The 14,597-nt window shown below is 36.9% G+C and carries 11 protein-coding genes; 10 read left to right on the top strand and 1 reads right to left on the bottom strand.

The window, feature by feature from the left end; genetic code table 11:
- Positions 1-5: 5 nt before the first annotated feature.
- The 3 genes from B7709_RS09470 to B7709_RS09460 are packed head-to-tail and all read left to right on the top strand — an operon-like array spanning position 6 to position 5,498.
- Positions 6-365 carry a PrgI family protein gene (locus B7709_RS09470; protein WP_001097589.1) on the top strand — a complete coding sequence of 120 codons (360 nt, stop codon included), beginning with the start codon at positions 6-8 and terminating at the stop codon, positions 363-365.
- Positions 316-2,673: a VirB4-like conjugal transfer ATPase, CD1110 family gene (locus B7709_RS09465; RefSeq protein WP_180364039.1), complete on the top strand. Its 2,358-nt coding sequence runs from the start codon at positions 316-318 to the stop codon at positions 2,671-2,673. The genes B7709_RS09470 and B7709_RS09465 overlap by 50 nt, the downstream gene beginning before the upstream one ends.
- An 11-nt stretch (positions 2,674-2,684) precedes the next feature.
- Positions 2,685-5,498 carry a phage tail tip lysozyme gene (locus tag B7709_RS09460; RefSeq protein WP_084972562.1) on the top strand — a complete coding sequence of 938 codons (2,814 nt, stop codon included), beginning with the start codon at positions 2,685-2,687 and terminating at the stop codon, positions 5,496-5,498.
- Positions 5,499-5,528: 30 nt separating this feature from the next.
- On the opposite strand, the gene B7709_RS10140 is transcribed toward B7709_RS09460, so the two are convergent.
- Positions 5,529-5,717, bottom strand: coding sequence for a hypothetical protein (locus tag B7709_RS10140; protein WP_071788347.1), 189 nt, complete (start codon positions 5,715-5,717; stop codon positions 5,529-5,531).
- Positions 5,718-5,735: 18 nt separating this feature from the next.
- Between B7709_RS10140 and B7709_RS09450 the strand changes: the two genes are divergently transcribed.
- From B7709_RS09450 to slmA (B7709_RS09420), 7 genes are all read left to right on the top strand, one after another.
- Positions 5,736-6,302: a PBECR4 domain-containing protein gene (locus B7709_RS09450; RefSeq protein ID WP_084972630.1), complete on the top strand. Its 567-nt coding sequence runs from the start codon at positions 5,736-5,738 to the stop codon at positions 6,300-6,302.
- Positions 6,303-6,453: 151 nt separating this feature from the next.
- Positions 6,454-6,864: a thrombospondin type 3 repeat-containing protein gene (locus tag B7709_RS09445; RefSeq protein WP_084972561.1), complete on the top strand. Its 411-nt coding sequence runs from the start codon at positions 6,454-6,456 to the stop codon at positions 6,862-6,864.
- Between the two features lie 47 nt (positions 6,865-6,911).
- A complete protein-coding gene (locus B7709_RS09440) occupies positions 6,912-13,148 on the top strand; it encodes a DEAD/DEAH box helicase family protein (protein ID WP_193431705.1) in 6,237 nt (2,078 codons plus the stop codon).
- A 74-nt stretch (positions 13,149-13,222) separates the two neighbouring features.
- Positions 13,223-13,507: a DUF5962 family protein gene (locus tag B7709_RS09435; RefSeq protein ID WP_084972559.1), complete on the top strand. Its 285-nt coding sequence runs from the start codon at positions 13,223-13,225 to the stop codon at positions 13,505-13,507.
- A gap of 13 nt (positions 13,508-13,520) precedes the next feature.
- Positions 13,521-13,820 (top strand): DUF5966 family protein, encoded by a 300-nt coding sequence (locus tag B7709_RS09430; RefSeq protein WP_048791728.1) that lies wholly within the window; start codon positions 13,521-13,523, stop codon positions 13,818-13,820.
- 154 nt (positions 13,821-13,974) lie between these two features.
- Positions 13,975-14,157, top strand: a complete 183-nt coding sequence (slmA, locus tag B7709_RS09425) for a salivaricin M family lantibiotic (protein WP_016397469.1) — start codon at positions 13,975-13,977, stop codon at positions 14,155-14,157.
- Positions 14,158-14,314: 157 nt separating this feature from the next.
- A complete protein-coding gene (slmA, locus tag B7709_RS09420; protein ID WP_016397470.1) occupies positions 14,315-14,497 on the top strand; it encodes a salivaricin M family lantibiotic in 183 nt (60 codons plus the stop codon).
- Positions 14,498-14,597 lie beyond the last annotated feature (100 nt).

Raw genomic sequence — 14,597 nt, 5'->3', positions numbered from 1 at the left:
AAGTCATGAATACACGTGTCTTTAAAGACATCTCAAAATACCAACACAGGGCTTGGTTAGGCTTCACCACAAGACAAATCATCTTTGTTTTACCAGCCTTTATTGTCACAATTATTGTTTTGGGCTTGAATCTCTTTTTCTGGCAATTTGGAGATTGGTTTGTTTACGGTTTTGTGTTTGCCTTTACCATCCCCCTCATGCTTTTTGGAGTCTATAAACCCAATGATTTATATTTTGAACATTATTTGAAATACCGTCTTCATTTTGAACTAACGGTTCCCCTACGCACAATTACAGGAAAGAAAGGACCTGAACATGAAAAGAAAATCAAATACATTAAAGAAACAAAAAACTTCAATGACTAATAAAAAGGAAGAAGTTAAAGGGAAAAAAGAGGAAGTGTTACCCTCTACGGCTAATACTCTTTCCTATCAAGCCCTGTATCAAAATGGTCTGATGCAGGTAAAAGAAGATTATTTTTCACAAAGCTATTTACTTGGTGATGTCAATTACCAGACCGTTGGTTTAGAAGATAAGGGGGCAATCATTGAGAAGTATTCTGATTTGATTAACTCCCTAGATGACCAAACCAACTTCCAATTAACTATCTTTAATAAAAGATTGAATTTAGAAAAATTCAGACAAAGTGTTTTGTATGAGGAAAAAGAAGATGGGTACGATAGCTATCGTAAAGAATTGAATCGGATGATGAATCAGAATTTAGACAGTGGCGAAAATAATTTTTCAGCTGTGAAGTTGATTAGCTTTGGTAGAAAGGATACTAATCCCAAACAAGCCTATCGTTCCTTGTTCCAAATTGGAGAATATTTCAAGAGTGGTTTCTCAGAAATTGAAGCTCGATTTGAATCCTTGGCTGGAGAAGAACGGGTGAACTTGTTGGCAGATATGCTTAGAGGAGAACACCATCTTCCTTTTTCTTACCGTGATTTAACGAGATCTGGTCAGACAACTCGTCACTTCATAGCACCTAATCTCTTAGATTTTAAAAACAAGAATTACCTACAAATTAATGACCGCTTATTGCAGATTGTCTATGTGAGAGACTACGGCATGGAATTAGGGGATCAGTTTATTCGAGACCTCATGCAAGGAGATTTGGAATTGATTGTGAGCCTCCATGCTCAAAGTTCGACCAAGGCAGATGCTATGAAGAAACTACGAACAAAGAAGACCTTGATGGAATCCCAAAAGATTGGGGAACAACAAAAACTAGCTCGTACAGGTATCTATTTGGAAAAAGTAGGTCATGTATTAGAAAGCAATATCGATGAAGCTGAGGAACTCTTAAAAACCATGACCGAGACAGGAGATAAACTATTTCAAACGGTCTTCTTGATTGGTGTTTTTGGTCAGGATGAAGAAGAACTCAAACAAGCCCTAGACACTATCCAACAAGTGGCCGGCTCAAATGACCTAATGATTGATAAACTTCCATATATGCAAGAAGCAGCTTTTAATAGTTTGCTGCCATTTGGTTGTGATTTTTTAGAAGGAGTATCACGGAGTTTATTAACGTCCAATATAGCAGTGAACTCACCTTGGACTTCAGTAGATTTACAAGACCGTAGTGGGAAATATTACGGTATCAATCAAATCTCAAGCAATATTATTACCATTGATCGCAGTCTATTAAATACACCGTCTGGTCTGATTTTAGGAACATCTGGAGCTGGGAAAGGGATGGCAACCAAACATGAAATTATCACGACCAAAATCAAGGAATCTGGTGAAAATACTGAAATTATCATCGTGGATCCAGAAGCAGAGTACAGTGTTATTGGACGGGCTTTTGGGGGAGAAATGATTGATATTGCGCCCGATTCCCAAACTTATCTCAATGTCCTTGACTTGTCTGAGGAAAATATGGATGAGGATCCTGTAAAGGTAAAATCAGAATTTCTTTTATCCTTTATCGGCAAGTTATTGGATAGGAAAATGGATGGAAGAGAAAAATCGATTATCGACAGAGTTACCAGACTCACCTATCAGTCATTTAAAGAGCCTTCTTTGGAAGAATGGGTCTTTGTCTTGAGCCAACAACCAGAAGAAGAAGCGCAGAACTTGGCACTTGATATGGAACTGTATGTCGAAGGTTCTCTTGATATTTTTTCTCATAAGACCAATATTCAGACAGGATCTAACTTCTTAATCTATAACGTTAAAAAGTTAGGAGATGAGCTGAAACAAATCGCCCTTATGGTAGTGTTTGATCAGATATGGAATCGTGTTGTTCGGAACCAAAAATTAGGGAAGAAGACCTGGATTTATTTTGATGAAATGCAGCTTCTCTTATTAGATAAATATGCTAGTGATTTCTTCTTTAAATTGTGGAGTCGTGTCAGAAAATATGGAGCTAGTCCGACTGGGATAACCCAAAATGTCGAAACCTTATTGTTAGATCCAAATGGTAGACGGATTATTGCAAATAGTGAATTTATGATTCTCCTCAAGCAAGCAAAAAATGACCGAGAAGAACTGGTTCAACTCTTAGGCTTGTCAAAAGAACTTGAAAAATACCTAGTCAATCCAGAAAAAGGGGCTGGACTAATAAAAGCTGGTTCAGTTGTCGTACCCTTTAAAAATAAGATTCCTCAAGGTACACAATTGTTTGATATCATGAGTACAGATCCTGATAAAATGGCTTCTAATTAAGGGGAAGTAAAATGAAGGATAAAAGAGAAATCATACGTGCACGAAAGGCATTTAGAAGAAGTCTAAAAGATGAGAAGAAATTCTTGAAACAAGGAAAGAAGGAGGTGAAGAAACAGAAAAAAGATTCCGCTGTACTGGATGAAAAAGCATGGAAAAAAGAGATGAAGCAGAAGCTAGAGGAGATGAGAGAAGCTTCAAAGGAGAGAGTAAAACAAGCAAATGAAGACTACAACCATATTCTTCAAAATAGTCCTCCATCTCTTTTGAATCGCAAAGAATTAAGAGACAGACGGTTGCCTCATGCTAGGAAACGATTGAAAATAGCCAAGGAGCAATTTAGAGAAGCCAAGGTACAAGCAAAAGAAGAAAGAAAAGAGAGTCGTAAAGAAAGAAAAACCAATCAAAAATTTCTCTACGGTCAGGAATTGAAACATAAATCTAATTTTTTCTTTCAAGGGAAGAGTTTAGAAGAATTAAAATCTAAGAAAGAAGTAAAGGCCGCAAAAGAGAATCTAAAATCTACTAAACAAGCCTATAAGTCCAAAAAAGTCAGTAGGAAAGCCAAAACTTTTCTTTATGTCCTTGGCCGTGAAGGTGGAGAGTTAGCTTCAGAAAATGAAGATTTAGAAGGTTATCGCACGCTACAAGAGACCATTAGAAAAGGAAAACGCTACAGTCGGCTTTCTTATAACCTTGGAAAAGCTAGTGTCAAAACAGGACAAGAAACAGGTCGTTTTACCAAGAAAAGACTTACCAACACAAAAGAGCGATACCATCATTTTAAGGATGGAAAAGGATGGAAACTAGCGAAAGATAACCCAAGTTCCTTTAAAAATCGGTTTCGAAAATTAAAGAAACAAGGTCTTACAAGTGTCCGAAATATCTATCAAAAACTAAAAGCAGCCTTTTCCTTCTTTACATTTGCGGCTGGAAATCCTGTAACCTGGATAGTTGGAGGAATAGTCTTTCTTCTTTTACTTATAATGAGCTTCTTTTTAGGATTTTCATCTGCTAGTTTGATTCAACAAGATGAATTTGAATTAACAAAAGCTTATACCCACCTAACTTGGGAAGATGCAGAACATACTCGCACAAATGACAAAGGAATTACCTATTACACAAAAATTGATGATGTGATGGGGTATATGAACTTTAAATTCCATGACTATGAGTTACACAAACCAGTTCATTTGTTTAGTTCAGAAACTTACAAGGATTATCTATCTACTTTGTGGCATGATTTAAACGATGGAGAAGATTTGAAATCCATGCAAGACCTCTATGAAACTCCTAAGTATAAACTCTCGAAAGACGATCAAGAGGAAATAAAGGAACTAAAAGAAGAGGGTATGTATGCTTCCATGCAGGAATTGGACAATCCATTTGAGGGGAAAAGCAACGAAGATAGTCTAACCATGACTTATCGTTATGGATACTATGATTTAGACGGAAAACCTACCCTTCAGGAGTACATTCTACTAGAAGCGAAGGCTCACCAAACGATTGTCGCACCAATGGATGGAGTTGTATCTCTAGATGGCGACAATGTTATTCTCACTAACGGAAAAGGAGAGAATGAGAGTCGATTGACCTTGTATTCTATTCATAATGGCCGTGCGATTGAGGGGAGAAGAGTCCTAACGGGTGATATTATTGGTGAAACACCAGACGATACAGGTTTGAAAGTTTCTTATCAAAAGTATAAAAACAAGAAAGAAAAATTGGTGTATGTCAATCCGCAATTTTATTTTCCAAAAGTCATTCAACTTCAGACAACTATCTTACCTGCCATTGGTCAGTTTGGTGGGGATGAGTTTGAACGAGCAAAACATATTTATGAGTTTTTAAAATCTCAAGGGGCAAGTCCCCAAGCCATTGCGGCAATTTTAGGAAATTGGTCTGTAGAGTCTTCTATTAATCCAAAACGAGCTGAAGGAGATTATTTATCTCCTCCTGTTGGCGCTACCGATTCCTCATGGGATGATGAAACCTGGTTAGCAATTGGAGGTCCAGCCATTTATAGTGGTGCTTATCCTAATATCCTTCATAGAGGTTTGGGTTTAGGGCAATGGACGGATACTGCAGATGGTTCAACACGTCATACAGCTTTATTGAATTATGCACGCACCCAAAATAAGAAGTGGTATGATTTAGACCTCCAACTTGATTTTATGCTTCACGGGGATAGTCCTTACTATCAAAGTTGGTTAAAGGATTTCTTTGGAAATACGGGCAGTGCAGCCAATCTGGCCCAACTCTTCCTTACCTATTGGGAGGGAAATTCTGGTGACAAACTACTGGAAAGACAAACCAGAGCAACGGAATGGTATTACCAAATTGAAAAAGGCTTTAGCCAAACAAATGGAGGACAGGCAAAAAGTGACCCGCAATCCCTTGAAGGGGTTCGTGGGGACTTGTATGAGCATTCTGTTCCTGGTGGTGGAGATGGTATGGCCTATGCCTATGGACAATGTACATGGGGTGTTGCGGCTCGTATGAATCAATTAGGCTTAAAATTAAAAGGAAGTAATGGAGAGAAGATTTCAATCATTAATACCATGGGAAATGGTCAGGACTGGGTTGCGACAGCTTCAAGTCTTGGTGGGGAAACTGGCTCTACACCAAGAGCAGGTGCCATTGTTTCTTTTGTGGGAGGTACACATGGCACACCAGCCATCTACGGTCATGTGGCTTTTGTCGAGAAAGTATATGATGATGGTTCTTTCCTTGTGTCTGAGACAAACTATGGTGGCAATCCTAACTATACCTTTAGAAAAATCTCGCAAGCAGATAGCGCCATTAGTTTTGCCTATACTACGAAATAGAAGAGTTTACACTTGAAATTTTAGCCATTTTCAGGTAAAATAAATAGTGTAGATGAGTGGTCGGCTCATGGTCAATCTGATAGTAATCTTGGACATAAGGGCCAAGCGGTGGCGGACACCAGAACGAAATCCGATAGCAATCTTGGACGTAAGGGCCAAGCGGTGGCAGACACCAGAATAAACCGACTGACTAGGTGGCTTACAGACTCTGTAAACCACCTTTTTTGTGAGGAAAATATGGCAAATTCTAGAGATTATCGTAATCCAAATTACACCGAAAAAATAAAACTTCAGCGTTTTTTTACTCAGTTACAAATTGCGGCTTCTTTTTTTAAAGAGCACTTCGTTGGCAAAATCATGTATTATGAAACTGAAATAGAAAGTGTTGAACTTCATTTTTCACCTACTAATTTCATGCACCTATGTGGTGTTGATTACAGAAAAGGTGCAGGCAGTTTCTTTGACGATTGTTTAAAAAGACATGTCATAATTGATGAGTTGAAAATAAAAAAAGATGGAACCACGATGCAAAAGTTACAAGTTTTAGGATCCATTGAGGAGTTATTGGGAAAGCATGTTCATCTAACTGGTTCAGGACGTTATTTGTATTTGGAGTTTGATTATGCTCTACGTACAAGAAAACAGATATTAGCATTAACATTGAAAGAGACATCTAGGAAAATTGTTCCTCAGTCTTTATTAGATTTGAAGAGAAAGACAGTATTTCCAAAAGGTCAAAAAGTAATTTCCATTTACTCAAAACATTTACAAACGTCGGAACTTTTTTATTATTTAAAAGATTAGTTTACATATCTTTTGTGGCATAAAATATATTTTTATCATTTTAAGGAGAACGCAGTTTTGGCTCGTTCTCTTTTTTTGTTGTGATACTTCTTTCAAGGATTATTTGGTAGGATTGGAGTGAAAAAAGATTAACTAGGAAAGAAGGAAGTATATGGAAGCCATTTATCAACGTGATTCGGATCAAGATGGATTAACTGATGCTCAAGAATTGGCGCTAGGAACCAATCCTCTTAGCGCAGATTCTGATGGTGATGGATGTTCAGATTTAGTGGAAATAGAAGAAGGAACCAATCCCTTAAAAAAGGATTTACAAGACATAGGCCAAACAAGTATCACTGAACCGTCCTCAGTATTTATGGAAATGAAACAAAAGATTTCAGATATGATGGAGAGTCACTACAAGGAATTTATACAGGCTCTGATTAGTATTGAAACAGGGATTGAAAACCAACAAGACCTAGAAGACTTATATACTTACTACATGAGAACGGATGCCGTTTCTCTTTTATCTAGTGATTTAGAAACCAGTCCTCAAGAGGTTGAAATGGAGATAGAGTTGTAGGGGAATCATGTGATTCTCCTATTTTCGTATAGATGAAAGGAGCGAGTATGGAAGTAATACAATTATTGGCTATGTTTCGTGGAACAATTCCAAAAGATAGAGAGAAAATGGACTTATTTCTTCGTTATCAAGCGCAACATTTTGATAAGAAATGGCAGGATTTGGTAGAGAGTTTTTTGACTGAAGAGGGCAAGATAGAAGAGATAGCTCATGTCTATTCGTTTCATCAAGATATTATTTCTTTCCTAGAGGCCAGTTCTGAAAATAATGACCAAGATTTAGAAAGTTACACAAGAAATTTTGGACAAGCAGGTCTAAGTAGATTATCTCAATTAAGTAATTTTGAGAAAAACTTGGTGCTAGAAGTCGCAACCTATAATCTTTTCACTCGATTTTACATCCAATCTGAAAAAGAGAAGCTAACACCATTGAGTGAGCTTGTATTTCATCAGAATCAGGATGTCAATTTAGTCAATGTCTATCGGGTTGCGAATAATCTATCTGACCGCATTAGTAGAGATATAGAGGAGTTTCTTCTAATTGTTGATTCCAAAGAACTAAAAAAGGAGGTTCTTGAGATTCATTTTGAAGAAAAAGAGGGAGATGTTCTAGCCTATTTAGGTTCAGAATTGATGGCTACTTTAGATACCGTTACGGATCTTGTCCATCATGAAGAAAACTACACACAACTCCCACTGACACAAAAGCTGAAGATAATTACTCATTTTGATGAAGTAAAAGCTAAAAGCGAAAAGTCTAATCAAGTAGAGGAAGTTTTATCTCCTTCAAGTGATATTGAGCAGGAAACGGAAGAAACTAACTCCTTTTCTAATGTCGATAAAATTGTAGAAGAAGCTTTGAGGGAATATCCAATCGGTTCACAAGTAAGTTATAAAGGACAAGTATTTCAGTTGGTTTCGATTGAAAATGCACACTTAAATGACTTAGTTCGATTAGAGTTATTCAATGATTCCAACCAGTTATTTGAAGAGAATCCTATCTTATACTTGAACAGTTTGGAAGAGATTGAACAAGTATTGTCTTTCGTAGAACTTGAAAAAGAAGATTCAGAGATTGAGATTGATTCATCAAGTGAAAGTCAGGAAATAGATTTGTTTTCCTATCTGGAAGAAGAAAATGAAAATGAAAATGAAAAGGAAAAGGAAAAAGATAAGGATAAGGAAACAGAAACGCTTATTTCAGATATGGAAGAGACGGATGTCCCCGTTCAAGATTTTGTTTTTCCAGATGATTTAGAGGACTTTTACCCTAAGACAAATCGAGAAAAAATTGAAACGAATATCGCCGCAATTGATCTTGTTAAAAGATTAGAAAAAGAGGGACGACAAGCAAGTCCAGAAGAACAAGAACTACTAGCCAAGTATGTTGGATGGGGTGGTCTTGCCAATGAATTTTTTGATGAACTCAATCCAAAGTATGAATCAGAGCGTTTAACTCTCAAGAGTTTAGTAAGTAAGTCAGAATACTCCACCATGAAACAAAGTTCCCTCACAGCCTATTATACAGACCCAATGATTATTCGCCAGATTTGGCAAAAATTACTGGATGATGGTTTTGAAGGAGGAAGGATACTAGATCCTTCTATGGGGACTGGAAATTTTTTTGCAGCTATGCCTAGAAGTATACGAGAGAAATCAGAACTCTATGGGGTTGAATTAGACAGTGTGACAGGCGCAATCGCAAAACAACTCCACCCCAATACCCATATTGAAGTGCGAGGATTTGAGGAAGTTCCCTATCAAAATAATAGTTTTGATTTAGTCTTAACGAATGTTCCCTTTGGAAATTTTCGCATTGCCGATAAAAACTATGATAAACCTTATATGATTCATGATTACTTTGTCAAACACTCACTTGATTTAGTAAGAGACGGAGGACAAGTGTCGATCATCTCATCTATCGGGACAATGGATAAGCGGACAGATAATGTCTTACAAGAGATTAAAACCAACACTCATTTTTTAGGGGGAGTACGTTTGCCGGATACGGCTTTTAAAAAGATTGCGGGTACTCGAGTAACCACAGACCTCCTCTTCTTTCAAAAGGATCAAGCAAAGAATCTTAATGAGGAGGCACTTGTTTTTAGTGGCTCTATTCCATTTGAGGAGGATAAGCGTGTCTGGATCAATCCTTATTTTGATGGGAAATACAATACACAAGTTTTGGGTGAATATGAGGTACGTAATTTTAATGGAGGAACCCTCAATGTTAAGGGGGTATCAGAAACATTATCTACTGATATAATGAAAGCATTAGAGAATGTGGAAGCACATAAACAAATTGACAATTCTTTGAAAGCACCTGTATTTATCCAAGAAGAAGTGGATAATTCTATCCCAAGTCGTATACGTGAGGACTTAGCGCTCTATTCTTTTGGATATGAGGGAAATCAAATTTATTATCGAGATACGCATGGCATTCGGAAAAGTTCAAAAGTAGACGAAATTAGTTATTATGTAGACGAGAAGGGAGAATTTAAAGCCTGGGACAGTTCTTTGTCTGAACATAAAATAGATCGATTCGTGCAACTTCATTTGACAGATGAGGAAGCACTAGATGTATACAAGTCAGAAGAAGCGAGCAAAAGAGGGAAATATAAGGGACTGTTCAAAAAAACTGTCTTTTATGAAAGTCCCTTATCGGATAAGGACATTAGTCGCATTAGGGGAATGGTTGATCTAAGAGAGACCTATCAGGCCTTAATTGAAATTCAACGCCATCCAGATTATAGTCGGTCTGATTTTCAGGTATTACTTAGTAAACTCAATCGTGACTATGACCATTTTGTAAGTCAATTTGGATACTTGAATGCCTCCGTTAATCGGAACTTATTTGATAGTGACGATAAGTATTCCTTACTAGCTAGTTTAGAAGATGAATACATTGATTCTAAAAGTCAGAAAGTAAAATATAAAAAATCTTTAGCCTTTGAGAAAGCATTGGTTAGGCCCGAGAGAGTGATTACAAGAGTATCAACGGCTTTAGATGCCTTAAACTCCAGTTTATCGGATGGTAGAGGGGTTGATTTAGACTATATGGTATCAATTTACCCTGAACATAGCCAAGCAGCTATTTTAGATGAGTTAGGGGATCAGGTTTTAATGGATCCAGAAAGCTATTTAAGAGGAGAAAGAAAATATCTTTCTAAGAACCAGTTTTTATCAGGAGACATTCTCAATAAGATAGAAGTAGTTCAACTGTTAGTAGAGGAAAACAATCAAGAATGTGATTGGAGCCATGCTTTAGATTTGTTAGAATCTGTCCGTCCTCCACGGATTCATCTGGCAGATATTGAGTTTAATATAGGCTCACGTTGGATTCCTCAATCCGTTTATGGTAAATTTGCCTTTGAATGTTTTACCAATCATGAATTTGAATTGTCTTCGCCAGATGTTGAACAAGTCATTGAAGTGAATCCTGTCGATGGCCAGGTTCACTTAAGGACATCATTTGCTTATCAATATCCAAGTGCCAAAGATAGTAGTCTTGGAGTTAGTGGGTCACGTTATGATACAGGAAGAAAGATCTTTGAGAATTTACTTAATTCGAACCAACCGACGATTACTATGACTGTTACGGAAGGGGAAAAGAAAAAGACTATCACAGATTTGGAAAAAACCTCTGTTCTAAGAGCAAAAGAGCAGCATTTACAAGAGCTCTTTCAAGAATTTGTCTCACGGTATCCAGAAGTCCAACAAATCATTGAGGAAAGCTACAATCGTCTTTATAATCGAACGGTTAGTCGAGAGTATGACGGTAGCCATTTAGTTATTGATGGCTTGGCTCAAAACATTAGTCTTCGTCCTCACCAAGAGAATGCCATTCAAAGAATCGTAGAAGAAAAAAGAGCCTTATTAGCTCACGAGGTAGGTTCAGGAAAGACCTTGACCATGCTTGGTGCTGGGTTTAAATTAAGGGAGTTGGGGATGGTTCATAAGCCCTTGTATGTAGTGCCCTCTAGTTTGTCTGCTCAATTTGGTCAAGAAATCATGAAATTTTTCCCTACTAAAAAGGTCTTTGTGACCACTAAGAAAGATTTTGTGAAGGCGAGAAGAAAACAATTTGTGTCACGTATTATTACAGGAGATTACGATGCCATTGTCATTGGGGATTCTCAATTTGAAAAAATCCCTGTCAGTAAGGAAAGACAGATGAACTATATTGAGGATAAACTCAATGAACTACGAGAGATTAAAACACATTCTGAAAATAAGTATACCGTTAAAGAAGCGGAACAATCAATTAGTGGTTTAGAGAGACAATTGGAAGAACTCCAACGCTTCAATCGTGATAGCTTTATTGATTTTGAAAACTTAGGAATTGATTTTCTTTTTGTGGATGAAGCACATCACTTTAAAAATATACGTCCGATTACTGGACTTGGAAATGTAGCAGGGATTACCAATACAACGTCTAAGAAGAATGTGGATATGGAAATGAAGGTTCGACAGATTCAGGAAGAACATGATTTTAAAAACATTGTCTTTGCGACAGGAACACCAGTTTCCAATTCTATTAGTGAGCTCTACACTATGATGAACTACATTCAACCAGATATCTTAAAACGCTATCAAGTTGATTATTTTGACTCTTGGGTAGGTGCTTTTGGAGAAATTCAAAACTCTATGGAATTAGCTCCTACAGGGGATAAGTACCAACCTAAGAAGCGATTTAAAAAATTTGTCAATCTTCCTGAGTTGATGAAAATCTATAAAGAAACAGCCGACATTCAAACACAAGATATGTTGGATTTACCTGTCCCAGAAGCCCATATTATTCCTATTGAGAGTGAGTTAACTGAAAATCAGAAACTCTATTTAGAAGAATTGGTTATGAGGTCAGATGCGGTCAAATGTGGAACAGTTGATCCGAGCCAGGATAACATGTTAAAAATTACGGGTGAGGCACGAAAACTAGCAATTGATATGCGTTTATTGGACTCTAGTTATAGTCTAGCAGACAATCATAAACTGCTTCAGGTAGTGGATAATGTTGAGAGAATTTATCGTGAAGGAATGGAAAATAAGGCTACTCAGATGATTTTTTCAGATATTGGCACACCTAAGAAAAAAGATAATGGCTTTGATGTTTATTCTGAAATGAAGGCTTTATTAGTTGATAGAGGAATCCCTAGTAAAGAAATTGCCTTTGTACATGATGCCAATAGTGATGAAAAGAAGAATAGTTTATCTCGAAAGGTTAATGCAGGAGAGGTGCGGATTCTCCTTGCCTCAACTGAAAAAGGAGGAACAGGTTTAAATGTTCAGAGCAAGATGAAAGCAGTTCATCACCTGGATGTACCGTGGAGACCAAGTGACATTCAGCAACGCAATGGACGTATTATCCGACAGGGAAATGAAAACAAGGAAGTGGATATTTACCACTACATTACAAAAGGTTCATTTGATAATTATCTATGGGCAACTCAGGAGAACAAACTCCGTTATATTAAGCAGATTATGACTTCTAAGGAGCCGATTCGTGCTGCAGAAGACATTGATGAGCAGACCATGACAGCTTCTGATTTTAAGGCACTAGCAACAGGTAATCCTTATCTCAAATATAAGATGGAACTAGAGAATGATCTAACCCTATTAGAAAATCAAAGACGCGCCTTTCAACGCAGCAAAGATCACTATCGTCATACAATCTCCTACTGTGAAGAAAATATGCCCATTCTTGAGAAACGATTAAGCAAGTATGAAGGCGACATTCAACAGTCTGAAATGTCGAAAGACCAAGCATTTTCTATGGCAGTAGGCAAGCAATTTTTTGATCAACGAGCTGAAGCAGGGGAATCCCTACACCGTCTTATCCGTCATAATCAATCAGACAGCAAAGAATTTCGTACCCTAGCCAGTTATCGAGGATTTGACATTAAAATGCTTAGTCTTCCAACAAATCAACCTCTTCCTGAAACTTTCTCTGTTAAGATTGTAGGAGAAAATCTGTATTCTGTCAGTTTAGATTTGTATTCTCCTTTGGGGACAATTCAAAGGCTCCAACATACGATTGATCACATTAAAGAGGACCAAGTGAAAACTCAGAACTTATTGGATGAATTAAAGGATAAATGGACTACTGCTAAAGTTGAAATTGAGAAAAATTTTCCAAAGGAAGAGGATTATCAAACTAAAAAGGCCGAATACAATGTACTCGCGCCATTGATTGAAACAGAAACGGATTTAGATATTATTGATCAGGCCTTAAGACAATTCCACGAAAAAGAAAAGCAAGAACAACTTTCTTTTGAATTGGATTAAAAAATATATATAAATAGCGGACAATAAAAGAAAAGCGCGGTAAAATAAAGATAGAAAGAAACGAGGTGACGATTATGATGGAAGATACCTATTATCAATTGGAAGAGGCCTTGGTACAGGGATTTCAAACACCTGAAGAATACCAAGCCTACAAGGAGCTAAAGGAACATTATGAGGAAGTGACAGGGGATTACAGTTTTTCTAAACAAGAACTCACTAGTCAATTGGAAATCGCTCTTCAGAATCATCGAGGCGAGGACTTTGAAGATTATGAGAAAGAGGAGTATTTGGCCTTAGTTCAAAAATTAGAAGAGTTTGATTATTCTCTTGCCACCCATTATCGTCAGTTGATTGACTAGAAAGGAGAAAGTCATGAAAGATTTACTCCTTATCCCAGTAATTTTTTTAGCAGTAGGAGGAATTCTCATTCTTTTATGGAGACTCTTTCTTATTGCAAGTGGACTTTTCCTTATTGGTTTTGTCAGTTTTCTTATTTTCATAGAGGTCTATGGAATTTATCTGTTCTTTACTGAACCGACCCTTTATATGGAAGATTTATCCCAGAATGGTCTGATCAGTTTTACAGGATTTTATGTGGTATTTAATCTAGCCTTGCTTGTATGTGGTGTTTTGAAAATCATTAGTTGGACAAGAAGATTAAAAAGTAGCTGAGCAAGAGATTGTTCAGCTACTTTTTAATTGGGCACTATAAAAATTTTTCTCGAAAATAAGAAACTTGCACGATTTACTCATTACTTAGCCAATACTAGAGTTTATACTAGTTACTGTAAAGATGATCATCTAAAAGAAGGAAGGAGGTAACCTTATGCCTAAAAATACAAGTCGTCCAGAGATTGATTCACTAAGTTTCGAGGTTGAAAACCAAGAACTTTCCGGTAAATCAGGTTCTGGTTGGTTTACAGCTGTTCAACTTACATTGGCGGGACGTTGTGGACGCTGGTTCACAGGCTCTTTCGAATGCACAACGAACAATGTGAAATGCGGATAGCCTAGATTTCGATACTCATCAATTTGAAAATGAAATTTTAAGTTAATATAACTTTGTAGAAATTAAACTGTTTTTAATGATTCTTTTACTTAAATTTTCATTTTCTTTGGAGAGTATAGAACTAGGTTTAAACCATAGTGAGTAGGAGTAGAAGAAAATGAGAAAAAATAACAATCATAAAGAAATTGATACACTTGATTTTGAAGTAAAAAACCAAGAGCTTTCTGGTAAATCAGGTTCTGGTTGGTTTACAGCTGTTCAACTTACATTAGCAGGACGTTGTGGACGTTGGTTTACAGGATCTTATGAATGTACATCAAATAATGTGAAGTGTGGCTAGTTTTTCTCACTACTAAAAAGTTTGATGTAGATTTGTTTCTATAGGATTCATTTTTCAATTTGAAACTTGTTATAGTCCTTTGGTTTGAGAGTAGACTGAA

This window comes from Streptococcus oralis subsp. dentisani, assembly GCF_002096335.1.
GTDB lineage: Bacteria > Bacillota > Bacilli > Lactobacillales > Streptococcaceae > Streptococcus > Streptococcus oralis_Z.
This window is presented reverse-complemented; position numbering and strand designations above follow the sequence as displayed.

Coding starts and splice junctions, on each gene's coding strand:
- B7709_RS09470 (WP_001097589.1), top strand. CDS start 6: ATGAATACACGTGTCTTTAAAGACATCTCAAAATACCAACACAGGGCT.
- B7709_RS09465 (WP_180364039.1), top strand. CDS start 316: ATGAAAAGAAAATCAAATACATTAAAGAAACAAAAAACTTCAATGACT.
- B7709_RS09460 (WP_084972562.1), top strand. CDS start 2,685: ATGAAGGATAAAAGAGAAATCATACGTGCACGAAAGGCATTTAGAAGA.
- B7709_RS09450 (WP_084972630.1), top strand. CDS start 5,736: ATGGCAAATTCTAGAGATTATCGTAATCCAAATTACACCGAAAAAATA.
- B7709_RS09445 (WP_084972561.1), top strand. CDS start 6,454: ATGGAAGCCATTTATCAACGTGATTCGGATCAAGATGGATTAACTGAT.
- B7709_RS09440 (WP_193431705.1), top strand. CDS start 6,912: ATGGAAGTAATACAATTATTGGCTATGTTTCGTGGAACAATTCCAAAA.
- B7709_RS09435 (WP_084972559.1), top strand. CDS start 13,223: ATGATGGAAGATACCTATTATCAATTGGAAGAGGCCTTGGTACAGGGA.
- B7709_RS09430 (WP_048791728.1), top strand. CDS start 13,521: ATGAAAGATTTACTCCTTATCCCAGTAATTTTTTTAGCAGTAGGAGGA.
- slmA (WP_016397469.1), top strand. CDS start 13,975: ATGCCTAAAAATACAAGTCGTCCAGAGATTGATTCACTAAGTTTCGAG.
- slmA (WP_016397470.1), top strand. CDS start 14,315: ATGAGAAAAAATAACAATCATAAAGAAATTGATACACTTGATTTTGAA.